This window comes from Shewanella sp. 8A (genome assembly GCF_023475945.1).
GTDB lineage: Bacteria > Pseudomonadota > Gammaproteobacteria > Enterobacterales > Shewanellaceae > Shewanella > Shewanella xiamenensis.
Map to the genome: position 1 here is coordinate 20722 of NZ_JAMDJP010000035.1, position 24816 is coordinate 45537.

Sequence of the window (24816 nt, forward strand, 5' to 3'; positions counted from 1 at the left end):
AGTGCGTCATTCTAAAACGCGTAGTGCGATCTAAGTGGCAGTTATCCCTATGGGCATTGGTTACACTCACCTTAAGTTATCGCTTAGACCCAAATAAAGTCGTTGTATGCCAAACTCACACACTGCTAGAGCCAAACCTGAACCGCTCATCGCCACTGAGACCTTAGCCAATGGCCATACTACCGCAGAAGTCTGTACCAATGAGACCTGCGCAACCGAAACCTTGGTCTACGACATTCGTAAAAGCCGTTATCTCAACATCACTGGCCGCTGTACTCTGCGTTGTGTCTTTTGTCCGAAACACAATGGCAGCAAGCAAATCCATGAATATCAATTGGCACTAACCCACCAGCCCAAACCGGAGGAAATTATCCCGCTGTTAGGCAATGTGGAAGACTTTGAGGAATATGTGTTTTGTGGCTATGGCGAGCCGACCATGAATCTTCCAACGCTGCTTGCCGTCGCCAAGGAAATTAAACGTCGTGGCGGTCGAGTTAGGGTCAATACCGATGGATTGGGTAATCTTGTGCATCGACGTAACATCCTGCCCGAACTGGCTGAATGTGTTGATGGCTTATCTATCTCACTCAATGCCGATAATGAGGCGGCCTATAACCAACATTGCCGACCTAAACTTGCAGACTCCTATGCCGCGGTAAATGCCTTTATCGCCCTCGCACCCCACTATATTGAGCGAGTGCAAGTCTCAGCGATTGAAGGATTAGATGGAGTAGATATCGACCTTTGTCGTGAGCAAGTGCTCGCAACTGGCTGCGAGTTTAAACACAGAGTACTCGGCACACTCGGCTAGCAAGCTCCTTGACTCTCCACTAGATTGAATCTCTTGCTCGGGATAACGCCATCACCGAGCAACTTGCCACTGTCGTAACATTTCATTCGTGTTAACATAGCCAAATTAACAGATCATCAACTCAAAATCGGCCCATGCTGAAGAACAAACCAAGCCTACATCCACTCGCACCATTACTTTCATTGACCCAAGGGCTGCATTGGTCTCACCAACGCCTGTTGGCTGTTGCGAGTCAGTTATCGATGCTTGTGATAGGTATGATAATTTTAACTAATTTAATCATTACCTTAGGTGAGCGTAGGTTACAGGAAGAATGGGCAACTCAAAGATATAGCGAATTACAAACGATAGGCACGCTGATCACAGATAAGGTTGCCTTTCAGCAGTTTCGCACTCAGTTGTTCGCCAAGGATGAACTACTCAATCAATATCTTAAAAATCCAACTCCTGCAGCAGAGCAAAAATTACAGGCAAGTTGGCAAGAACTCGTTGAGCATATTCCCGAACTACTAGGGATTGCCCTCTTCGACCCTCAGGGAAATTATAAATTTGCAACACCGGCTAACTTTAGTCAGGATGCACTTCCAGCGACCCTTCTTGGTTCTAGCCGTAATTTAGGTGGAAAAGAAGTGTTCACCTCACCTTTAGAGTTTGTGCCACTCAATGGCATGCTCGAACCCTATATGTATCAAATGACTTGGTTAGAAAAACCCGATCAAAGCTCTTTAGGTTATCTCGTTACCTACAATTCAATGGTACAGATGTTAGAGGCGATAAAACCGGCTTTCTCAAGCAATAAATCCCCCATGTTAGTACTGGATACCCAAGGATTACTCTATGCAGGGGTGAGTGATCTTGCTCCGTTAACCCATATTCCTGATACCTTAGGCGCGAGTTTACGCCAAAGTTATCCGGCACTATGGCGCGAAATGTCGATGAGCAACTTTGGCCAGTTTCACGGTGAAGATGCGACGTTTGTTTACCTTAAAGTTGAACTCACTAACCAACCCGAGCTGCGCCGGGAATATTTTTTACTCTCTTATATCCGTAACGACGATATTGCCTCAAAGTTTTCGCAGTGGCAGAACATCGTTATCGTCGCTTCTTTAGTTCTGACGTTACTGGCCGCTTGGGTCATTCTACTTAGCCACATGTATCGGTTACAGTATCGCTCACGCCAATACAGCATTGACGTTGCAAACTCACTGTTTAACAGTGAAATAGGCTTTATATTAGCCAATGAACAGGCGCGCATTATCAGTGCCAACCCTAAAGCGGCCGAAGCGACTCGAGTTCCCCAAGATGAACTAACCGATCGAAGTCTGCAACGTGCCTTAAATCTCGATGATCTAACGCACACGCAAATCCTCGAACAAGTGCACCGATTGGGTGAATGGTCTGGTCACTTGTCGCTCGACAATGAAACGGGTTCAACACTAAGAGTCAACGTACGACAAGCCCCGCGATTAGGGCGAGGTTTACCCCATATGTTGATCACGCTTGAAGATATCAGCGCCATTATTAACAGTCAGAACCAAGCATTCTTAAGTGAGCTGCTGTGTGATACCACGGTGGCGACCGCACTGACGGATGCCAATGGTAAGTTGATAAAAATTAACCCCGTATTTGATCAGCTCATGCAACTCAACGGCGATCTGAATCATGATTTAGCGTCATTGCTGTCTAACGATTTAGGTAATCAATGGCAACGGATCACTGCCCAAATCAGCATGCAAGGCCAATGGCAAGGCCAGATCCTTTGCTCACCCAATCTACGTCACTCCAATTGTTTACAGGCCACCCTCAAGGGACATGTCGCGACTGACGGTGAGATTGATTACATCATCTGTACCTTAGAACAAGCTATCGATGGCCAACGTGGCGCAGAACCCCGCAGTTTTGTGCCACATCGCAGCACGATTTTGCAGCACCTGTCAGATTTAGAACGCTATTTTGCTTCACTTTCGCCCCAAAGCCGTAACCACTCGAGTCTACTCGTGATGGACATTAATCCAGAGGGATTGCTGAGCCACATGAGCGATATCGATCAACTCGAAAATCGCCAGCAAGAAGTGGAAATTCAGCTATTACTTGAGATACCAACCCACTATCAAATACTCCATTGGCAACTGGGTAAGCTGTTGTTATTACTTCCAGATACCGATGCAACAGCGGCACATCACTTTGCCCTTAATACCATAGAAAAGCTTAACAGCAACGGTTTAGGTGAAGGGATCAGCATCGGCATAGCTAGCTATCAAGAAGGACAAAGTCTGGAGCAATACCTCAGCAATGCCGAGGTTGCACTCAAACGGGCAAAACAGAATAACGACCAGAATATCGGCCAGGCTTTTACTCGCCAGCCGTCTTAACGGGCGGATTAAAAGAATCTGGCAGTTGGCTTTGGGTGATTTCGATAATCGCAGAGCGGTTCATCGTGATTTTATAGCGAGCATATTCCGGCTCTTCACGGCCATCACGTAGCACTAAAATCAGATTAACCTGGTAACGACGCTCGACCGACTCATGGCTGATTTTGCCCTCAAGCTCCTTGTAAATCTTGGCTTTGCCCCGCTCTAAGTAGCGGGCAAACGGCACAAAACTAAAGTTGACTTGCTCTTGAATTGTTGAATAGCCGGCCTGAAACTCGCCTTGATTTACCCGAGTCGCAATTTTGTAATGGAGGATCTCGGCATCGACTTTGTTCTGGCTATGCCGGTGTTTTAGGATTTCATTGACCTTTTCGGGTAAATCCTGTGGCCGCATAAACTCCAACCACACCAATTGTTTAGCAATAACAGCCTGGCTAGTGGTATCCCTTAAGATACGGCTCCACCGCGGCCGACCACGCTGAATAAAGCGCCAAAGAGCATTACGCACATCGTCCTTAAAGATTTCCCTAAATCCGTATATCACCGCTAAGGTCAATACGAGGGCAATAGTAAAACCGCTAAAAACGCCCTGTGCCTCAATAATCAGCGCCGACACCACCAACATCACTAATGCCGTGGCAAGCCCCGTTGTGAACTTTTTAAGGCCGATCCCCAGCGGTTTTAACTCTTCTTTAAGTACGACCCCTTGCTGAATCAAACGCCGTAATAACAGCATCTTATTCGAAATTCGATTAGGATCTTGTTTTGTCTGTGCCGAGTTATAGTTATTGGCATCACGATAGGCTGATTCATTTCGACAAAGAGTTAGCACTCGCTCTTGAATATCGGAAAAGTCACTGGTACGGGTAGCGTGGGCTAATACTTTTAGCAGTTGCTGCTCACAAAACCAAGACAGATAGTTATCCGCATTTTCAAAATAGGATTTCCATTTAGCATCGCCTGGTTCATTACGGCGAAACTTTTTCAGCAATTGGGTTATCTGTTCACACAACTCATCGAGTGCGAGATAAAAATGCTCAACATCAGCAATCCGATTGAGTTCTTTGACATCGTTTTCAACCGCTACCGCAAATTGGTAGGCAAACAAGTTTAAGTACAGCCTAAACTCTTCCACAGTGCGGCGATTCATACTAGCAAAACGGCCTTGTACGAGCGGTAAATGCAAACCTTCGGAATAGTAAGAACGGCGGCCAACAATGGCGCTATGATAATATTCTTCTTCGTTTAAGGTGTGCGCACCTATGCCCATTTCCTTAGGTAAAAAGAAATAGAGGTCAAGCTGACGATTATCGCCCTTTTCCATCTGGTGGCTGAACTTAATCGACAGGGATTCTTCTTGTTTGACACGTATCTTAAACACAAAAACCTTAATGATTGGAGCCAAAGAGTCAGCATTAACACCATCGAAAATACAATCTAAACCGAAAGCGCGCTAAATTCACTGATTAAATTCGGCTATTGACGATTCGACAACCACAAACCGTATTACTGGGCTGAAACAATACCACGGCGTAGTCTTGGTCTGGGTCACTATCAAGCACCTCAATGCTAAGGTTATGTCTGCCTGACTCACTAAAATGTAAGCTACTAATATAAGACAGATACTTCATATGCTCTGGCCAATGTTTTTTATCGACCTCCTCAGATTCTGTCTTGGTCTTAACCGACACGTTGTAGGCCATACGATTGAGCTCCATATTTTGCACTTCGCCCTGCATCAGAATGGTGCCTGCACTGGAGCCATCGAGGTTAAAATATCGATAATTAATCTGTGCATTGCCCGCGGAGATCAGCACATCGACTAAAAGATAGTATTTACCATCTTCAACCCGTTGAGCATGACGGTCAAAAAGTTCGGAGCTGCAATTGAGGATTACCGCCTTATTTGAGACTGATTGCAGATAAATCACCCCGCAAGCCACAATCAGCGCAGTGAGAATCGTGAGATTTATCGTCCACTTTAGCCACTTAGCCACAGATCCCAATCTCCTGTAGCCACTGTGCATCAATAAACTCTTTAGGGCGTCTAAAATCACTTATCTTTAAGTTTCGAATAACGGACTGCCCGAGCTTATGGCCGCGCAAAGTAATGTTAAGCACTTGTTTATCATGTGAAAGAGAAGAATAAACCTCGGACCAATCACTCTGTCCGCAGCGGCTTAGTCCCTGACCCAATCGATCGCCTAACTCAAACAATAAGGTATTGTTCGTTTTAGAATTAGCGTAAAGGTGCAAGCGAATATGTTGTCCTGATGCCAAAGGAAGTTCTGTCGATAACAAGGGTTCAGTCGGCACACTATGATCAATTCGGCTAAGATAAAAACCCGAAATCGCCAGCATAAAACCAAAAACCAGTAGCGCACTCCACCAAGGTAGTGACTGTAATCGAGGATAATGAAAGCTTTTTAACCGCTGCCCTTGGGTATTGTGTAGCAAATAACCTTGGCCTTTGACGGTTTCAATCAGCCCTTCATACTGCGGACCAAGAAAAGAGCGGATCATAAATACTGCGCGAGCGAGTGAAGTATCTGTTAGCGGTGGGTGCTCACCATCACCAGTCTTAAGCTCATGCTTTGAGACCAGTTTACCTTGATGTTCAACCAATAAGGTCAACACCTGTAACTCAGCACGAGGAAGGTGCCAAGATTCATTCCGAGCTTGTTCGACGAGCAAACCACGCTCTTTGTCAAACCAACAGCTCCCCACTTGCATAAAGAAAACCCCAAGCCTATAAAATCATGGAATTAAGTCTATGCAAGGCTTCTAATGATTACTGTGATCCTGTTAACCCAAGGCGGCAAATAATTACATTTCGTGAGATAAGCCGCAGGTTGGGTGTATAAAATAAAAATCTGCTTTAGTTCACAGATGTAAATGGTATTTGCAAACAACAGCGTTGGCTGATAAATGCTTACAAATTTACATAAATATCACAAATAATGTGTGTCAGCACAAATTTCAATCTAAAAAAGCGAATTATTACCCAAAATTCAACCTTATAAAGCAATTAAAAATTCAACGACACCTTCTTCACTAATAAGGGAAATATCCTCTCTGGCAAATCACATTATTTATCTTTTAGCTCCCTAGAATGGCTTTCATCAACCCAGTTTTCTGATTGATAAATAAAAGCAATTACTAAAGAGGAATTTATGATGAGCATTAATCGACGCCAAGCATTAACTCGTATTATCGGTATTAGCACAGCGGCAGCGGGCGCAACATTAATGGGTACGTCAGCCTTTGCGGCGACCAATGCCGACGGTCAATATCAATTAGCACTCGGCGAAAAACTCAAATACGCACCACTAGACCCCATGGCAACCGCTAAACTCGCCTACGAGACAGGTGGTGGCTGTATGCACCAAGTATTTCACTCTGTCGTCACTATGCTAGCGCAATCTAATAGTGCCGATGCTGATAAGTTTAAAACTATCCCAACCGCGCTTGCTGGTTATGGTTTTGCAGGGGTCACAGGCCAAGGCACCTTATGTGGAAACCTCAACGCTATCGGTATGTTAGTCAATATCTTAGATGATATTAATGGTCAGAACAGCGCAGTGATTGCTAACACATTCCGTTATTATGAAAATACAACGTTACCTTTATCTTCCCCTGAATTTATTGCAGGCATAGGCTCAACCGCAGAAAAAACGGCTCTGGTTGGTAGTTCATCAAAAGCCATGAGCGTATTGTGCCACTCTTCTATTAGTAACTGGTCTAGGGCATCAGGCCTACCCTTTGCTAAAAAAGGTGAACGCTGTTATCGCCTATCAGCTTCCATGGCGTATTACCTAGTCGAACTGCTAAACCGTGCCCATCAAGGAGAGAATATCGGTGCCTTACCAGGTAGCAAACCTTCACTTGAGGCTCAGGATTGCCAAGTTTGTCATGGCAGCACTGGAACATTAGGCTCGGCAGCAAGCGTTAAAACGGATATGGAATGTACCACTTGCCACACTGGACATTTTAATTAAGGAGGCAGTGATGAAATACCCATTACTTGCGTTAACCCTAGCTTCGTTTGCCCTTGCTGGCTGTGGTAGTGACGATAACAAGTCAGAGGAAATCACACCTCCGCCACCACCTCCGCCCGTCGAAAAAACCGTGAGTATTGACGAGGCGACGCAAATTAATCTGGCTGTAAAGCAATTTGATCCCAATACCGGCACGTTGTTATTTACATTGGCTGATGCGTCACAAGCGGCAATCACTGCGGCTAAAAACTACGATATTTACTATTTTGGCTTTCCTGACAAGAATAAATCGTCGTCAAATGCTAAAGCATGGAAACGTTGGCATGTCACTCAAAGCTATCGTTGCCAAAGCAAAGGTGAATGCAGCGGTAAATTAACCGAGGTAAAAAATGGTCAGTATCAGTTTGAAATAGCAGGACTTGATTGGCAGCAACAGGACCCAAGTGGCGCCGTGGCGCAAATTAAAGTCGCGATTCAAATTTATGGTACCAAAGCCAATAATGAACTGACCTTAGTTCCAGTCGTTCCGTTGTAATCCTTTTCATCGACTCCTAATCAAATAGGCATCCACCTCTAGGTTTGGATGCCTATTTTGTTATTAGCGACTACTACACGCCCATAAATTACCACTGGGCATAAATTTAATCAGGGTATAGTCATCAATACGATTAATATCCACAATCTGCATATTAAAGCTCATGGTTCCCAGCGCGATTAATGCAGCCCTTGAGCGTTGCACATCTTCTCGAATCGGCTCAGGGAGCTCTGTTTGCAGCAGATCCATTTTGATATTCGCTTGAGCTAAATCAAATTGATAGGTCATAGTGCCAATGTCAAAATGTTTAACCTCACCAGAATAGTTGATGGACGCAAGCTCCTTATTATCAATACCATAACTATAATCTAAAGTCGCCTTTTGACCCTGCACTTGGACCGAAAGCGATAAAGAATGGCGCAATAATGACGAAGATGCATCGGAAAACGGTGGTTGGAATAACTGAGCATGACAATCTAAGTTTAAACTTTTATGGCTAACACTCTGCCCATATCCATATAGCAGCCCTCCCAATCCTAGCATAATGATTAACAGGAGTTGCCATGGTTTTAAACGGCTTAACGCAAAAATGCTGGATGCCATCTTAGCTACATATCCCCGCAAGTGTTAACCAATCAGGTTGCGATGTATCACTCATAAAATTGTCAGACATTAATTTTATCGTCTGAAACTTAAGCCCATTCTCACGGTTATCCCGTAAAATAAAGCTGATTAACTTGCGATCAATAGAAATATTCGCCGCCACAGATTGCCAAGGAAACACGGCACACGCTTCAATTTGCCCCATCATTTGTTCGACGAGGGACTTCATCTCCGTACAATAGTATTGCCCAGTGTAGAATTTAACTTCTGACGCCAAACCATTTGGCTTCTGGATCTGCTGGCTATAATTCGGTGCAATTTGCGTTGGATGGCTAATATGCGCCCCAATCCCACATAGAGCTATCAGGGTAACAAGTATGATCAATGCGAACTGTAACGGATTGATTTGATATGTTGGGGAGTCAAGTAGCTTATGATTAATCGACACTGATGAAGGATATAAAATAAACCCCTCACCCCGTACCGTATCGAGTAAAGAATATGGCTTTTTTCCTAATATAGAACGCAACCGCTTGATAACATCATCGAGAGTATCATCACACCGACGGGCACCCTTAACATAGGATGACAATAACTGCGTTAATTCAAAGCGGGAAACCACCTTACCTCGATGCTTAGCCAATACGCTCAGTACTTGATATTCATCGCTACTCAGTATCCAGCGACAGCCAGAGGCATCGACTAACAAATGTTCTTGGGCGTCAAACCAACAATCACCAATTTGCATCTCGGCTCCTAGCATTACCTAACTTGAAGCCGAGTATACAATTTGAACTTTAATAACGCAGTAATCTGAGGACATCTCCCCACATCAGATGAATAATCTGTGAATTACATCAATAAAAAATTTAATGCTAAAAACAAACGAAGATACATTATGTTTCATTTGTTTCTAGAACATTGCAGCATTGAGCCACATATGTACTAAAATACTCGCCACATATCCCAACGCAATGACAGGAGTCCAACGTAAATGTGATCCGAAGGTGTAAATCCCCCTCGCCTGACCCATTAATGCTACCCCTGCCGCACTGCCGATGGACAATAAACTGCCACCCACCCCTGCGGTTAACGTCACCAGTAACCACTGACCTAAGGCCATATCTGGATTCATAGTCAACACCGCAAACATCACCGGAATATTATCCACGACTGAAGACAACAAACCGATGGCTACGTTGGCAAAGGTCGCATCCCAATGGGAATACAAGGCCTCAGAAACGAGACTTAAATACCCCATAAAACCAAGACCACCGACGCATAACACTACCCCGTAGAAAAACAGCAATGTATCCCACTCAGCACGGGAGATCCGATTAAACACATCGAACGGCACGACACTACCTAACTGTTGAAGACGCTGTTTATCCTGACGTAACTCCGCCTTTGCCCGTTCACGAGCAACCGAGCGATCAAAGGTTTTACGCAGGTAATAACCAAAGAATTGCAAGAAGCCAAGACCTGTCATCATCCCCAGCACCGGTGGCATACCAAGGAAAGAGTGAGCACATACTGCAGTAGCAATCGTCAGTAGGAAGAGCGCCACAATACGTTTAGCGCCAGGTTTAGTGTAAACCTGCTCTTTTTCAGGCTCAGGGATATAATGCGGAATAAATATACTCATAATTGCCGCTGGCACGACAAAGTTGACTAATGCAGGAATAAATAGATGGAAAAAATCGGCAAAGTGAACTAACCCTTTTTGCCATACCATCAAGGTCGTGATATCACCAAAGGGACTAAATGCGCCGCCCGCATTGGCCGCCACCACGATATTGATACAAGCGAGGGTAATAAATTTTCGCTGTCCAGCGCCAACTTTCATGACCACAGCGCACATTAATAATGCGGTGGTTAAATTATCAGCCACGGGCGAAATAAAGAAAGCCATAAAGCCTGTCAACCAGAAAACGGTTCGTAAGCTAAAACCACGTCCCACTAACCAACCGCGAATGGCATCGAATAAATTACGTTCTTCCATGGCATTGATATAGGTCATCGCTACCAATAGGAAGAGTAATAACTCGGCATATTCCAATAAATTATGCTTAAAGGCAGCTTCAGAGACCTCTGACATACCATTTTGCACATACACAAAACCTATCATGCCCCAAATAATGCCGGCTGCGACCAATACGGGTTTGGATTTACGCAGGTGCAGCGCCTCTTCGGCCATCACCAAAATATAGGCAAGTACGAAGACGCATACGGCAATATACCCCACTGATGCAGCGGTTAAATCGAGCCGTTCTGTTCCTTCGGTCATTGCCCAAACTGCTGGTGAGAATCCGCTCAATATTGCAACACAGAATAGGCTAAATAATGCCATTCCACTGTTTCTAAACCACCGCTGTAATTTCATCTAAATTCATCTCTGCAAGGGAAATCAGTTCGCAAATTACCATAGCTCGGGTTCTGTAAATTTTGATAAAACGCAACTTTCTATGTATTTCCCGATAACCAAAGGCACTTACAACATTAATTTTTGTATAACTACAGGCGAAACTAATAAAGATTTAACTAACTTTGTTTCAAGTTAGTCTAAAAACAGCCAATAAAAAAGCACCTCTCGGTGCTTTTATGTTGATATCAATCACATTGATTAGAACGAATAGAGCAAGGTCATATTGGTTTCGGTATCGGTGCTCTTTTTATTGTCCAGCGGCTCGCTGTTATAACGCACGATAATGGCAAACTTCATTGCCAAGGCGCCAATAATATTCGCAGTGAGTGAGGTTTCCGAACGCGCATCTAATTTATCACCATAGTCGGCGACAAAACGCTGTTGGAATTTTGAGGTTTCTGTGATTTCAGTTTCGAAGTTAATCACACCGTGGGCAACCACACTGTCATTGGAATCTGTGCCCTCTAACAGAGCTTGCTCTGAATCGAGGCGTTGATAGATATAACCGGGACCGATTTCAACATCTAAGAAAGTCTTGCTGGTGTCATAGAGCCTATGACCATAACCCGTCGCGCCAGATACTGTGTAGTCATAACCGGTAAAAGGGTCAACTTCGTAGTTAGCGTTAGCAAATAGATAGCTGCGGTCAGTCATCTTATAGTTGCCTTGTGCCCCCGCTAAATAGCGCTTAGCCGTAACCTCGCCAGTATCCTCTTTATATAAACCTTCTAAAAGATATTGGTTTTCCCAATCACCTAATTCGTGTTTGAAGTTTAAGCGACCTTTGTAAGATGAGGTATCTGTGTTGCCTGTGGTTAAGGTTGCACCTAGCTCGGCTTCGCCCGCGAATGTTTTATCGCCTTTAACAAAATCGGCTCCCGCATTCGCCATAAATGGCGCCGTCATCAATAGTGCAGCGGTCAGTACTTTCTTCATGTTTATCCGTTCCTGTTCCGTTTAATCCCCTAAAAATCTGCGTAATACTAACATTTACGATTGAAAAATAAAAATTCATCGATTTTTTGCATAAAAAAGCCCGCTAATCAGCGGGCTTTGAAAAGTGATTTAAGGCTTACAGGTTGATCTTAGGATCTAAGGCACCTGATTGATACGCTTTGTACATTGCTTGTAAAGACAAAGGCTTAATCTTAGAAGCTTGACCCGCACAACCAAAGGCTTCGTAGCGAACCGTACAGATGTCTGCCATCGCTTCCATAGAGGCTTTCAGGAACTTACGTGGGTCGAACTCGCTTGGGTGTTCGGCCAAGTATTTACGTACCGCACCAGTAGACGCTAAGCGCAGGTCGGTATCGATGTTCACTTTACGCACGCCGTGTTTGATACCTTCAACGATTTCTTCTAATGGCACACCGTAAGTTTCAGGAATTTGACCACCGTATTGGTTGATGATCTTAAGCCATTCTTGCGGCACTGAAGAAGAGCCATGCATCACTAAGTGAGTGTTAGGAATGCGGGCATGGATTTCTTTGATGCGGTCGATACGCAGCACATCACCCGTTGGTTTACGGCTGAACTTGTATGCACCGTGGCTAGTACCAATTGCTATCGCTAGCGCGTCAACATGGGTATCAGCTACGAAGCGTGCCGCTTCTTCTGGGCTGGTTAGCAGTTGGTCGTGGCTTAATACGCCTTCAGCGCCCACACCGTCTTCTTCACCGGCAGTACCGGTTTCTAAGCTGCCTAAACAACCGATTTCGCCCTCAACAGACACACCACACGCGTGGGCGAATGCTACGGTTCTGCGAGTTACATCAACGTTGTACTCGTAAGACGCTGGGGTTTTACCGTCGGCCATTAATGAGCCGTCCATCATTACTGATGACATACCTAATTGGATAGAACGCTGACAGATATCAGGGTCAGTACCATGGTCTTGGTGAATACAGACTGGGATATCGGGATACTGCTCAAGAGCAGCCGTCATCAGATATTTTAAGAATTGTGGACGCGCATATTTACGCGCACCCGCAGAGGCTTGCACGATAACAGGGCTGTCGGTGGCTTCTGCGGCCTGCATGATGGCGCGCATTTGCTCAAGGTTGTTTACGTTGAACGCTGGCACGCCGTATCCATGTTCTGCCGCGTGATCGAGTAGTTGTCGTAGGGAAATTAACGCCATTTTTTTAACTCCAATAATAGGGTGACTTCACATTAACGCTGGGTCACCGAGGTCGCTATCGTTTGGATGGATTTTTATGCTCAATCGCTCTAGTGATGTGTAAATCCCTTTAGAGAAGGAGCGGTTTTTTTATAATTTTTTATCATTTTTTGTGCTGTCGCGGCGCAGTGCCGCGACAGCGCAATACCTAACTCAATGTTAGGCACCGCGTTTTTTCAACATAGCTACAGCGGGTAACTCTTTGCCTTCGAGGAACTCGAGGAAAGCACCACCACCAGTAGAGATGTAAGAGACTTTATCGGCGATACCGTATTTATCGACCGCCGCTAAGGTGTCACCACCGCCAGCGATAGAGAAGGCTTTAGAATCAGCGATTGCTTGCGCGATACGCTTAGTGCCTTCACCGAATTGGTCGAATTCGAACACACCCACTGGGCCGTTCCATACGATAGTACCAGCAGACTCAATGATTTTCGCTAACGCTTCGGCGCTGTCGGGGCCAATGTCGAAAATCATGTCGCTATCGCCAACATCACTCACTGCTTTTAAGGTCGCAGCAGCCGTTGGGCTAAACTCACCCGCCACAACCACATCGGTAGGTACGGGAATATCACCACCGCGACTTTGGGCGTTCGCCACTAAGCGCTTAGCTTCATCAATTAAATCCGCTTCGTATAAGGATTTACCCACGTTGTGGCCCGCCGCAGCGATAAAGGTGTTGGCGATACCACCGCCAACCACTAATTGATCCACAATGCCGGATAAACTTTCTAATACGGTCAGCTTAGTTGACACTTTAGAGCCACCAACGATGGCCACTAATGGGCGCGCGGGGTTGTCTAAGGCTTTGCCTAACGCTTCTAATTCTTGTGCTAATAATGGACCAGCACAAGCGATGGGCGCGTATAAACCAACGCCATTGGTTGAGGCTTCTGCGCGGTGAGCTGTGCCAAAAGCATCCATCACATACACATCACATAACGCTGCCATTTTCTTTGACAAGGCTTCGTCGTTTTTCTTCTCGCCTTTGTTAAAGCGAACGTTTTCAAACACAACCACTTCGCCTACCGCAACTTCAACGCCGTCTAAATAGTCGGTCGCTAAACGGACGGTGCAAGACAGGGCTTTGGCCAAGTAATCGACTACAGGTTGCATGGAGAATTCACTGTTGTACTCACCTTCAGTTGGACGACCTAAGTGAGACATCACCATTACCGCCGCGCCTTTGGCAAGGGCTAACTCGATAGTGGGGAGTGAGGCACGCAGACGTGCATCACTGGTGACGACGCCGTTGCTGACAGGCACATTGAGATCTTCACGAATAAGCACTCGCTTACCTTGGAGATCTAAATCTGACATATTGATAATTGCCATGGTAACGCTTCCTTTTATAATCAAAAAACAAACTGGTTTTTCATCAATCGGTTAGTGTAGATGGCGATTCGGCACTCGACATCCCGTCGAATTGGCCACTACGCTTTAACCCATTGGTATCAATTCTTATCTTCGGCTTTGTTTAGCTGCAATCATCGCCAAACTGGTATCTAACATGCGATTGGCAAAGCCCCACTCGTTATCGCACCACAGCAACAATTTAACCAACTGCCCTGCGCTCACCCGAGTCTGGGTGCCATCAACAATACTGGAGCGCGGATCATGGTTAAAATCACAGGATACCAGCGGCTCGTCAGTATAGCCTAAGATGCCGTTAAATCGTCCATTGGCGGCCAATTCTAACACTTGATTGACGGTCGCAATATCCACTGTTTTATCTAATGTTACCGAAAGATCGATAGCGGTTACGTTGATCGTGGGAACGCGCACCGAAATCGCCTCAAATTTGTCCTTCATGTGCGGCAAAATCCGCTCAATACCGCGGGCAAGTTTGGTATCGACGGGAATAATCGATTGCCCAGCCGCTCGGGTGCGGCGTAAGTCATCATGATAGGCATCAATCACTTGCTGATCGTTCATCGCCGAATGAATGGTGGTAATCGCGCCGCTTTTCACACCAAAGTGTTTATCGAGTACATCAATCACAGGCACGATACAGTTGGTGGTACAAGAAGCATTGGAGACCACGGTATGCTCGGCGCGCAGTAAGTCTTGGTTCACACCGTAAACGATAGTGCCGTCAACATCGGCCGATGAAGGATGACTGATTAAGACTTGTTTGGCACCCGCGTGGACATGGGCTTCGCAGCTTTGGCGATCTAAAATGGCACCTGTCGCTTCATAGACAATATCGATGTCCATCTCGCGCCAAGGTAGCTTGGCTGGATCAGGTTCATGGAGAATTTTGATGGCGTCATCGCCAATCAGCATCTGATCATCGACTAATTTGACTCTGGGCTGAAATCGACCGTGGGTAGTATCGTACTGGGTCAAATGGACAATGGCTTCAGGCTTAGCCAACTCATTGATTGCGACAATTTGGATTTGCTGGCGTTTTCCGGACTCATATAAAGCGCGAAGGATTGAGCGGCCAATACGACCATAACCATTGATTGCGACTCGGATCATTGAGGTCTTTATTTCCTCTTAACAATACTGCATATACAAAAACGGCCTGCAAACGATTGCAGGCCGCATTATACAGATTAACCTTTCAAAAGTTTAACCTTTTGTCAGTAATCCCATCACCTAAACAATTAGCCTAGTGATTTTGCAGCGTTCAGCACATTTTCAACGGTGAAACCGAAGTGCTTCAGCAGCACGTTGCCTGGCGCAGACTCACCAAAGGTAGTCATGCCCACAACAGTGCCTTCAAAACCAACATACTTGTACCAGAAGTCAGTATGGGCCGCTTCGATAGCGATACGTTTAGTCACCGCTTTTGGCAGTACAGATTCTTTGTAAGCAGCATCTTGCTTATCAAACTCAGTGTTTGATGGCATAGAAACCACGCGAACTTGTTTGCCTTGTTCAGTCAGCGCAGCCGCAGCTTCTACCGCTAATTGCACTTCACTACCGGTTGCAATCAGGATGTACTCAGGCGTACCCGCGCAGTCTTGCAGTACGTAAGCGCCTTTTGCCACATTGGCTAATTGCTCAGCAGTACGTGCTTGAGCCTTCAGGTTCTGACGGCTAAATACCAGCGATGTTGGAGCATGGCGACGTTCGATAGCCGCTTTCCACGCTACTGCAGTTTCAGCCGCGTCACATGGGCGCCATACCGCCATGTTTGGCGTCATACGCAGGTTAGCTAATTGCTCAACGGGTTGGTGCGTTGGACCGTCTTCACCTTGACCGATAGAGTCATGGGTATAAACGAAGATGTTTTGAATTCCCATCAGTGCAGACATACGTACAGCGTTGCGTGCGTATTCCATGAACATCATAAAAGTCGCACCGTAGTTGATGAAACCACCGTGCAGAGACACACCGTTCATGATGCCGCTCATACCGAACTCACGCACACCGTAGTACACGTAGTTACCCGCTGGATCTTCTTGAATACCTTTAGAACCTGCCCACAGGGTCAGGTTAGAACCTGCTAAGTCAGCACTGCCGCCCAACAGTTCTGGCAGCATAGCGCCAAAGGCTGCAATCGCGTTTTGTGACGCTTTACGGCTCGCAATGCCTTCGCCTTTGGCTTGGCATTCTTGGATAAAGGCTTGTGCTTTGGCTTCGAAATCAGCTGGTAATTCACCTTTCAGAACGCGGCGCTCATATTCAGCAGCTAATTCTGGGTAAGCAGCAGCGTAAGCGGCAAACTTGTCGTTCCATGCAGCTTCACGCTCAGCACCCACTTCTTTCGCATCCCAACCAGCGTATACGTCGGCAGGAATTTCGAATGGCGCATGTGGCCAACCTAAGAATTCACGGGCTGCAGCGATTTCTGCATCACCTAATGGTGCGCCGTGGCAATCGTGGCTGCCAGATTTGTTTGGCGAACCAAAACCGATAATGGTTTTGCAGCAGATCATGGTTGGTTTGTTGGTCACAGCTTTTGCCGCTTCGATAGCTGCGCGAATGGCATCGCTGTCGTGACCATCGACGTTAGCAATTACGTGCCAGCCGTATGATTCGAAACGTTTTGGCGTGTCATCGGTAAACCAGCCTTCAACATGGCCGTCGATAGAGATGCCGTTGTCATCCCAAAATGCGATCAGTTTGCCTAGGCCTAAGGTACCTGCCAGAGAACACGCTTCGTGGGAAATACCTTCCATCAAGCAGCCATCGCCGAGGAAGCAGTAAGTGTAGTGGTCAACAATCTCATGACCTTCACGGTTAAACTGTGCCGCTAAGGTTTTTTCTGCAATCGCCATACCCACAGCGTTGCTGATCCCCGCACCTAATGGACCCGTGGTGGTTTCAACACCTGGGGTGTAACCATATTCTGGGTGACCTGGGGTTTTAGAATGTAACTGACGGAATTGCTTCAGTTCATCCATTGGCAGATCGTAGCCAGTGAGGTGTAATAAAGAGTAGATCAGCATAGAGCCGTGACCGTTAGAGAGGATAAAGCGGTCTCTATCTACCCATTTCGGATTGTTCGGGTTGTGCTTAAGGAAATCATTCCACAGCACTTCAGCAATATCTGCCATGCCCATTGGGGCGCCTGGGTGGCCTGAGTTTGCTTTTTGAACTGCATCCATACTTAACGCACGGATTGCGTTGGCGAGTACTTTACGGGAAGACATGCTCTCTCCTGCTTAATTTGTGGGGTCTAGCGGGCAATTTGGACGCATATTTTCCCCTACATAGCGAAGCGACGCAAACGAAAATTCATCACAATCTCGCCTTACCATCGCCAATAGAACTTTTTGCGATAAAAAATGGCTTAAGGATGAACTATTCAAGCCAATGATTCGTAGTTTAAGTCGCTATGACAATACTCTGTACAATTTCCCCCAAAGCTCGTCTCGGTGGAAAAGAGGAAATGCCGCCGCGTATCCTTAACGGAATTAGATGGATTTTAAACACTTTTAATTAATTATTTTCAATCAGTTAAATGACTAACATGCTTTTTAGTTCAAATTTTAAAGCTGAGATTTACCTCACTAAGTACAGAAATATTTAGCTTTGGGGGTGTCATGGCGATGAAATTCCACTAAAATAGCCGTCTAGATGTAGATGCTTCTACACGTTTGATTGCTAACAACGAGATTTTCCTACTATGGCAAAGCACTTGTTTACTTCTGAGTCGGTCTCAGAAGGTCATCCCGATAAAATTGCAGATCAGATTTCTGATGCTGTGCTAGACGCGATTCTGGCCCAAGATCCCAAAGCACGTGTCGCGTGCGAAACGTATGTCAAAACTGGCATGGTATTAGTAGGTGGCGAAGTGACCACCTCTGCCTGGGTTGATATTGAAGAGCTGACCCGTAAAACGGTTCGTGAAATTGGTTATATCCATTCTGATATGGGCTTCGATGCCGATTCTTGCGCCGTATTAAACGCGATTGGTAAACAGTCTCCAGACATCAACCAAGGTGTTGACCGCGCGGATCCAAAAGAGCAAGGTGCCGGCGACCAAGGGTTAATGTTTGGTTATGCCAGCAACGAAACTGACATTCTGATGCCAGCGCCTATTACTTTTGCACACGCATTAGTGAAGCGTCAATCTGAAGTGCGTAAAAACGGCACTCTGCCATGGTTACGCCCAGATGCGAAAAGCCAAGTCACCTTCGCTTACGAAGACAACAAGATTGTTGGTATCGATGCGATCGTACTGTCTACCCAACACAGCCCTGATATCGCCCAAGCGGATTTGATTGAAGGCGTGATGGAAACCATCATCAAACCAGTTCTGCCAGCACAATGGCTGAGCAAGGACACTAAATACTTCATCAACCCAACTGGCCGTTTCGTGATCGGTGGTCCTATGGGTGACTGTGGTTTAACCGGTCGTAAGATCATCGTGGATACCTACGGTGGTATGGCGCGTCACGGTGGTGGTGCATTCTCTGGTAAAGACCCATCAAAAGTTGACCGTAGTGCTGCTTACGCTGCCCGTTACGTTGCGAAAAACATCGTAGCAGCGGGTCTGGCAGACCGTTGTGAGATCCAAGTGTCTTACGCTATCGGTGTAGCTGAACCGACTTCTATCAGTGTTGAGACTTTCGGTACGGGTAAAGTATCTGAAGAAGTCTTAATCAAGTTAGTCCGTCAACACTTCGACCTGCGTCCATACGGCCTGACTGAGATGTTGAACTTAGCTCGTCCAATTTACCAAGCGACAGCCGCTTATGGTCACTTTGGCCGCAGCGAATTCCCATGGGAAGCGACGGATAAAGCTGACGCACTGCGCGCCGATGCAGGTCTGTAATCTACATTAAGCTCATGCTTTTACAAGAAAAAACCGCCTAATGGCGGTTTTTTTATGCTTAGGATGTATTGCCTAACCCCATTACTCTCAACAAAATGGCTTTCACTGTAGGCAAAAGACAGAGACTCAATGAAGCCGTTAATCGCACAACTCCAATTCTGCTCTTGGGCGACCAAGGTAGGCCATCACGAGCCCATGGCCAACACCTTAGGCAGCCTAGACATAGCCACTTGCCTTGAAAGGGAGCCCGGCCGTTTTTTCGAACCGCCCTACACTGAACCCTATGAAAGCTTATGTGTTAGCGACCATCAACAAGCCAACAGATTAAAGCCCCAAGTATCTAGTGAAATCGTCGCTCAAATAGCGAAAACCGCCTATCTGGAAACGTGGAAAATAATGACCGTTGCCGAGATTTGCGCACTAGTCGCAGATGATGCCGATACCTTAGCCACCTTATTGTTAGCCGAAGTCACGCTCTGTGACTTCACAAAAGAACGTTTTGCCTGGTACTTGCAGGGACGGCTTCCTTTTGGCTATCAAGGAAATTACCCGACGGGGGAATGGTTAATTCTGTGATCCGGATTAACAGTGGTCAAAATGGGCGTTTTGCATACACAGCAGATTTATCTGCGCAGCGGATAACAGTGCACACTCTTGTTCGCCAATTATCCTTGCACCTTGAACGACCTCAGGCGTTAAACATACTATAGCCGCACTGTAAGCATTGGTGCGGCCGCAATCGAGCCAACAATCTTCAATCTGTAACCAATAATGGGGGCGACTATCTTCGCAATCGACTTCAAATCCTTGGGCCTCACATTGCTGCAAGGCACACTCGGATAATAATACGCGCAGGTTGTCCCACGCCGATAAACTAGTCTGGGCATAGTTAGCCAACAAGATATTGACCAAGGATTTACTCACCATTTATCTCCAACCAAAAGGCTTTAGCATCGGGTCCTGGCATTGCCTTGGCATATAACCAACCTTGCACATAAGCAACACCAGCTTCTTTTACAAACTCGGCTTCAACACGGGTTTCAACCCCCTCAGCTGTCAAGCTAAAACCTAAACTACTACAAAGCTTGCAAATTTGCAGATATAAAGTACGACCTTTAGGCTCACTGGCATTGGCGAGAATACTGCGATCTAGCTTAATACCATCGACATTGATTCGACTCAGTAGACTTAAACTCGAAAACCCAGTACCAAAATCATCCAACCAAAAACGGAAACCACACTGCTTAAGCTGTTTGATACTGCTATCAATGCGGCTTATATCCAACATGAATGCCGATTCTAACATCTCAATTTCGACCTGATGAGCAACACTACCTAATCTATCATTCATAATCGCTAATAATTGACTATCGGTGATGTTATTTGGGTCAATATTGATACTGACCTTAGGAAAAAAGCCCTCTAATGCCCAACGAGCAAGATCTTCTGCAACGGTATTAATTACAAAACGATCAATAATGTGGGAATAGCCCGCACGTTGAAACGCATCAATAAAATAAGGGCCTTTTAAGGCCCCATACTCATCCCGAAGACGAATTAGCGCCTCAAATCCAACCACTTTACCATCAATTAAAGCAATCTTAGGTTGATAGTGAAGCTGCAATTCACCGGCTAACACCTCTTTGATGGTTTTCTCTAAATTAATTTCAGCCTTTAAAGACTCTGACTGTTTTTTTAGATAATGTGTTTCATTCATCAGCTCAATATCTGCTTGAAATTGAATCCTTTTCATAAGTTCTCGATCGAACTCATAGTGTTCACTCATTAAAGAAAATCGCTGTACAAATGGTAGATAAATCAACACACCGATAGCTATCAAAAAACATTGAAATAACACAGCACTAAAATGCCCACTCGCCATATAAGCATTAATAAATGGAGGTGTTATCCAAGGAAAGCTATGAGCATCAAATTCTAGAATACCTATACTGATGGCGCTATAGGCCAATATAAAATTCACTATGGGCGAGAGTATAAATGGCAATAATAATCTAGGGTTAAAAATAATAGGTAAACCATAAATCAATATTTCATTGATATTGAAAAATGCAAAGGGCGTTGCAATCTTAGCAATATGGCGTGTTGCACTGTCTTTAGAACTAATGAAAATAGCAATAATGAGCGATAAAGTCGCCCCGCTGCCACCGTAAAGAATAAACAAATCCATAAATTGACTAGCGGTTAGATTAGGTACAACCTCAGTCAAGCCATTATCGACACCAATTAATAGTAGGTATGCATTATCACCGTGCACACCGAAGCTCCAGAGCACATGGGTTAATAAAATACGGATAAACAATTGGATCCCAATACTAGCGGTTTGCAAAGTATCAATTAGTGGCGAAAAAAACCAACTAAGTAAGGCAGATGCTTCGGTAACAAGCATCAATATAACCATAAAACAAATAACTACTGGCAAAAAAATATTCAGATGCTGTTTTAAGTATCGACTCAATGCTTTTCCTTTTACTAAGTCTAGCCATCGCCAAGTAACCAATATGCGCAATAGATATGCCGTTAAAATCGGTAATAAAACCACTCGAGGATCACCTAAAACCACATAAACATAATCAATGCTAAGTACTTCCTCTGTGGTTGGCACATGCAAAGCCAGTAAGATGCTAAAGGAGATTGAGCACACAACAATCGCAGAAAGCTGAAGATATTTGGCAAAATGGAAGGAAAGAGAAATAAGCGCAAGCAACGGAAATATCTTTGCAAGCTGCACTGAAAAAAATGTTAAGCCATAAAAAAATGCCGTTGTTTGCCATTCCGGGATCCAACTACTTAATAACGCTATAACCAGTGATAGTAGTGAGTTAACAAGAATAAATGGCAGTAACGCGATAAAGGACTCACGTACAGAGATAAGAAAACTTCTGTCCAGAAAATTTCGAAGTTCAAACATGATATCAGGGTTATTATTGCCAACTATTTAATAGAACATAGTCGATCAATCTTTTAGGACACAATCAACCTAAAAAATACTGATTTTTGAAAGCAGAACAACGTAACATATGGCGGGAAAACGAGTTAACGATGAGCGAGTGCATATGAGCGAATATCAACACTCATAATATAATAATCCCTATCAGAAAAAGTAAAAAAATCTGCAACTTGCATTTTAGCTTTACGAGTATGCGCCGCCAAAGAACGCTCATTTTCATCAGCTATAAACGTCACCAGATAAGTAAAACTAGGCGCAACTTCTCGGTAAATGCGAGTAACAAGTGCCTCAAAAACGCCTTGGCCACGATATGCTTTATCAACCCAGATAGGGCCGTATTGACAGCTGTTTTGCACCGTTAATTGAGGACCATCGCCATTGATTCGATTCAATCTTTTCAACAAATTGCGATAAATTGGCCAGGTCTCAAAAAACGACCAACGTCCCGCAATCACATAACCTATAATGCGTCCGTTAATTTCAGCGACCACAATCCAATGCTTATCAATTAGCTGAGTTAATTCATTACGATTAAATGCTTGCCCTTCCAAATTGACACCATTAGACATTAACTCATCATTGAGATGCTGGCGCTCTAACGCGGCCAATATATCAACATCTTGTTTAGTTGCTAATCGCGTTTGCATCAGAGGTATGTCCAAGTTGAGCTTATCGCTAGATTTTAAGCGCGTCAGTATACTTAAATAAATACTAAAGACTTTATCTTTTAGGAAAAAATTTGCTAATAACGCTATTGTTTCCCACACTTATTGAATTGTAGGTCATTCACTCGCCATTTTATGCTGCCAGAGACTATCAATCCCCAAATCAGTGTGCTTGACAACGATCTACTTCAAGTCAATTTAGGTCGTTGGATGCAACAATGCGAATTAATAAAAAGTTACTACAGCGCTACCCACGTGTTTGTATTACAGATAACGCAATCGGGTTTTGAAGTGATCGTCAGTTCTGTCAGCGAAACGCCGCTTTTTACTTCTGGCACGCTTTTTCCAAATAACTTCCCGCTCTTTGAAGCATTAAAAAATAGCAACATAGACGGAGATTATCTCAATTTAAGCCGCTTTATGCTCGATGAACTTCCAAGAGATTTTGACGGAATTCAATACATTCTGTCCCGCCCTATTGCATGGCCAGATGGCAGTCAATTTGGTTCACTATGCGTGTTAAACCCCCATATGGCCGATCCTTTAAGCAACAGCGCCATGCTTGAACCTTTCCAAATCCTGCTTCAGCAGGAATTATCCCTGTTATGTCAAAACCATAGAATCGAATCGCTATCAATGCGCGATCAAGAGACCGGCATGCTCAACCATTACGGCTTTATGATGATGGCTCCTAGGCAACTCAATCTTGGACGACGCTTTGGCGCCCATGCGGGGATTCTTTTCTTCGAATTGATTGAAGCTGACACGCCGGAAAAACGCTTAGAAGAGAAACATCACAGGCTCCTCGGTAATTTGGTTCAAGATACCATTCGCACCGCCGATGTTGCAGCCCATTTCAGCGCGACTCAGTTTGTGGTGTTAGCCTTTGTCGATAGCGAACGCGATATATTGCACATTATAAAGCGGGTCGAAAAACAATTAGAACAGCAAAATCATCACCTTAAACTCGATTCCAGTTACAGTTTCTTTACCCCTGAATCGACGGCTAAGTTAGCGCCCATGATGGAAGATGCTCGCTGTAAACTAAAATCTATGTTGCAAGAGCCAACACAATCGAGCAGTAATCAGGCAAAAGGGATCAATGCCGAGCTTTATAACAACCCCGCTGCAGACTCGGCCGAGTTGTAAAAGTCGCAAACGCTATTATTTTGGCAACTCATCCTGACGCTTCGCCCATTGGATAAATAACACCACAGGATAAGGTGACATCAACACTAAGCCTAAGCCAATTAAGCTTGCGATCAATAACATCCCACTGATTTCTAGACTCCATTGAGTCAACATATAAAACCCAAGTCCACAAACTAACATCAAAACCCCTAACCAATGTAAAAACTTCAACAAATTCATAGTGCTTTTAATACTATCTTGCATATAAACCTCTTTTTATCTCTCGCTAAACTTGTACACTATTGCCATGAATATCGAAAAAGGAACTGAGACAATGTTAAAACAAACATTTCTATTAAGCGCATTACTTTTTGGCTTAACGGCTTGTCAGAGTACTGACGTCGCCCATCAAGACACTGTGTCATTACAGGGAAGCTGGCATATTGAAGCAGTCCAAGGACAACCGACTGTTGATTACAGCCCAGCTCAAATCACCTTCGATGCAGAAGGTAAGCTTTCTGGCAATAACAGCTGCAATAACTTTTTTGGCCAATATAACCAGCAAGGGCAAGAGCTGAAAATCATCCCTGGTGGCAGCACCATGAAAGCCTGTGTCGATTCATTGATGCAGCAAGAGCATAAAGTCATGCAAGCACTACCACTGGTCGCTAAGGCCAAATTAGTGCAAGGACGTCTGACATTACTCAGCAGCGACGATAAACCTGTTTTAGTGTTAACCCAACTGAAATAAAAGTGTATCGATAATAAAAAACCGCCTATTGGCTAATGCCGTTCACTTAAGAGTGAACGGCATTTTTCTTTGGTCTAACCGGAAACTTGTTTTTGCTCATTTTAAGGACTCGTGGATATGCCCTTTCCCGTTTACCATCCAGC

The 24816-nt window shown here is 44.9% G+C and carries 23 protein-coding genes; 8 read left to right on the top strand and 15 right to left on the bottom strand.

The annotated features are described in order from the left end of the window. Positions 1-106 precede the first annotated feature (106 nt). A complete protein-coding gene (locus M0413_RS19335) occupies positions 107-811 on the top strand; it encodes a TatD family nuclease-associated radical SAM protein (RefSeq protein ID WP_037414706.1) in 705 nt (234 codons plus the stop codon). 134 nt (positions 812-945) lie between these two features. Continuing rightward, positions 946-3183: a PAS domain-containing protein gene (locus M0413_RS19340; RefSeq protein WP_188869829.1), complete on the top strand. Its 2238-nt coding sequence runs from the start codon at positions 946-948 to the stop codon at positions 3181-3183. On the opposite strand, the gene M0413_RS19345 is transcribed toward M0413_RS19340, so the two are convergent. The 3 genes from M0413_RS19345 to M0413_RS19355 all read right to left on the bottom strand — a co-directional run bounded on the left by M0413_RS19345 (position 3164) and on the right by M0413_RS19355 (position 5916). Beyond that, the gene (locus M0413_RS19345; RefSeq protein WP_037414753.1) at positions 3164-4564 is read right to left on the bottom strand and encodes a hypothetical protein; all 1401 of its coding nucleotides are present in this window, start codon (positions 4562-4564) and stop codon (positions 3164-3166) included. The two genes, M0413_RS19340 and M0413_RS19345, sit on opposite strands and share 20 nt — an antisense overlap. An 85-nt stretch (positions 4565-4649) precedes the next feature. Further along, positions 4650-5180, bottom strand: coding sequence for a hypothetical protein (locus tag M0413_RS19350; protein ID WP_037414709.1), 531 nt, complete (start codon positions 5178-5180; stop codon positions 4650-4652). After that, positions 5173-5916 carry a winged helix-turn-helix domain-containing protein gene (locus M0413_RS19355; protein ID WP_069453440.1) on the bottom strand — a complete coding sequence of 248 codons (744 nt, stop codon included), beginning with the start codon at positions 5914-5916 and terminating at the stop codon, positions 5173-5175. Before M0413_RS19355 ends, M0413_RS19350 begins: the two co-directional genes overlap by 8 nt. Positions 5917-6359: 443 nt before the next feature. On the opposite strand from M0413_RS19355, the gene M0413_RS19360 reads away from it, so the two are divergent. Further along, complete coding sequence (locus M0413_RS19360; RefSeq protein WP_037414755.1) at positions 6360-7181, top strand: cytochrome c3 family protein; 822 nt, start codon at positions 6360-6362, stop codon at positions 7179-7181. Positions 7182-7191: 10 nt separating this feature from the next. After that, the gene (locus M0413_RS19365; RefSeq protein WP_088586078.1) at positions 7192-7716 is read left to right on the top strand and encodes a hypothetical protein; all 525 of its coding nucleotides are present in this window, start codon (positions 7192-7194) and stop codon (positions 7714-7716) included. Between the two features lie 63 nt (positions 7717-7779). Here M0413_RS19365 and M0413_RS19370 read toward each other — a convergent pair whose 3' ends face one another. The 8 genes from M0413_RS19370 to tkt all read right to left on the bottom strand — a co-directional run bounded on the left by M0413_RS19370 (position 7780) and on the right by tkt (position 17530). Further along, positions 7780-8319 carry a hypothetical protein gene (locus M0413_RS19370; RefSeq protein WP_249555342.1) on the bottom strand — a complete coding sequence of 180 codons (540 nt, stop codon included), beginning with the start codon at positions 8317-8319 and terminating at the stop codon, positions 7780-7782. A gap of 1 nt (position 8320) precedes the next feature. Beyond that, the gene (locus M0413_RS19375) at positions 8321-9067 is read right to left on the bottom strand and encodes a winged helix-turn-helix domain-containing protein (RefSeq protein ID WP_047539842.1); all 747 of its coding nucleotides are present in this window, start codon (positions 9065-9067) and stop codon (positions 8321-8323) included. Positions 9068-9232: 165 nt separating this feature from the next. After that, positions 9233-10702 carry a sodium:proton antiporter NhaD gene (nhaD, locus tag M0413_RS19380; RefSeq protein WP_047539845.1) on the bottom strand — a complete coding sequence of 490 codons (1470 nt, stop codon included), beginning with the start codon at positions 10700-10702 and terminating at the stop codon, positions 9233-9235. A gap of 240 nt (positions 10703-10942) precedes the next feature. After that, positions 10943-11680 (bottom strand): DUF481 domain-containing protein, encoded by a 738-nt coding sequence (locus M0413_RS19385; RefSeq protein ID WP_037414718.1) that lies wholly within the window; start codon positions 11678-11680, stop codon positions 10943-10945. A gap of 136 nt (positions 11681-11816) precedes the next feature. Next, complete coding sequence (fba, locus tag M0413_RS19390; RefSeq protein ID WP_011071213.1) at positions 11817-12884, bottom strand: class II fructose-bisphosphate aldolase; 1068 nt, start codon at positions 12882-12884, stop codon at positions 11817-11819. A gap of 198 nt (positions 12885-13082) precedes the next feature. Beyond that, a complete protein-coding gene (locus M0413_RS19395) occupies positions 13083-14258 on the bottom strand; it encodes a phosphoglycerate kinase (protein ID WP_055647403.1) in 1176 nt (391 codons plus the stop codon). A 126-nt stretch (positions 14259-14384) separates the two neighbouring features. Beyond that, entirely contained in the window at positions 14385-15407 is a 1023-nt protein-coding gene (epd, locus tag M0413_RS19400; RefSeq protein WP_249555344.1) for an erythrose-4-phosphate dehydrogenase, read from the bottom strand. Between the two features lie 128 nt (positions 15408-15535). Next, positions 15536-17530, bottom strand: a complete 1995-nt coding sequence (gene tkt / locus M0413_RS19405; RefSeq protein ID WP_055647401.1) for a transketolase — start codon at positions 17528-17530, stop codon at positions 15536-15538. A gap of 476 nt (positions 17531-18006) precedes the next feature. On the opposite strand from tkt, the gene metK reads away from it, so the two are divergent. Next, positions 18007-19158: a methionine adenosyltransferase gene (gene metK / locus M0413_RS19410; RefSeq protein ID WP_055647400.1), complete on the top strand. Its 1152-nt coding sequence runs from the start codon at positions 18007-18009 to the stop codon at positions 19156-19158. Between the two features lie 129 nt (positions 19159-19287). Further along, a complete protein-coding gene (locus tag M0413_RS19415; RefSeq protein WP_055647399.1) occupies positions 19288-19734 on the top strand; it encodes a hypothetical protein in 447 nt (148 codons plus the stop codon). Positions 19735-19740: 6 nt separating this feature from the next. On the opposite strand, the gene M0413_RS19420 is transcribed toward M0413_RS19415, so the two are convergent. The 3 genes from M0413_RS19420 to M0413_RS19430 form a co-directional block, all read right to left on the bottom strand. Further along, positions 19741-20085 carry a hypothetical protein gene (locus M0413_RS19420; RefSeq protein ID WP_069453443.1) on the bottom strand — a complete coding sequence of 115 codons (345 nt, stop codon included), beginning with the start codon at positions 20083-20085 and terminating at the stop codon, positions 19741-19743. Next, positions 20075-22087 (bottom strand): EAL domain-containing protein, encoded by a 2013-nt coding sequence (locus M0413_RS19425; protein ID WP_249555346.1) that lies wholly within the window; start codon positions 22085-22087, stop codon positions 20075-20077. Before M0413_RS19425 ends, M0413_RS19420 begins: the two co-directional genes overlap by 11 nt. A gap of 125 nt (positions 22088-22212) precedes the next feature. Further along, positions 22213-22773 carry a GNAT family N-acetyltransferase gene (locus M0413_RS19430; RefSeq protein WP_186293762.1) on the bottom strand — a complete coding sequence of 187 codons (561 nt, stop codon included), beginning with the start codon at positions 22771-22773 and terminating at the stop codon, positions 22213-22215. A 153-nt stretch (positions 22774-22926) separates the two neighbouring features. On the opposite strand from M0413_RS19430, the gene M0413_RS19435 reads away from it, so the two are divergent. Next, on the top strand, positions 22927-23940 hold the full coding sequence (locus M0413_RS19435) for a GGDEF domain-containing protein (protein ID WP_249555348.1): 1014 nt from the start codon (positions 22927-22929) through the stop codon (positions 23938-23940). A gap of 15 nt (positions 23941-23955) precedes the next feature. On the opposite strand, the gene M0413_RS19440 is transcribed toward M0413_RS19435, so the two are convergent. Further along, complete coding sequence (locus tag M0413_RS19440) at positions 23956-24186, bottom strand: hypothetical protein (RefSeq protein ID WP_037414628.1); 231 nt, start codon at positions 24184-24186, stop codon at positions 23956-23958. Positions 24187-24256: 70 nt separating this feature from the next. On the opposite strand from M0413_RS19440, the gene M0413_RS19445 reads away from it, so the two are divergent. After that, positions 24257-24673 (top strand): META domain-containing protein, encoded by a 417-nt coding sequence (locus tag M0413_RS19445; RefSeq protein ID WP_047539874.1) that lies wholly within the window; start codon positions 24257-24259, stop codon positions 24671-24673. Positions 24674-24816: the final 143 nt, after the last annotated feature.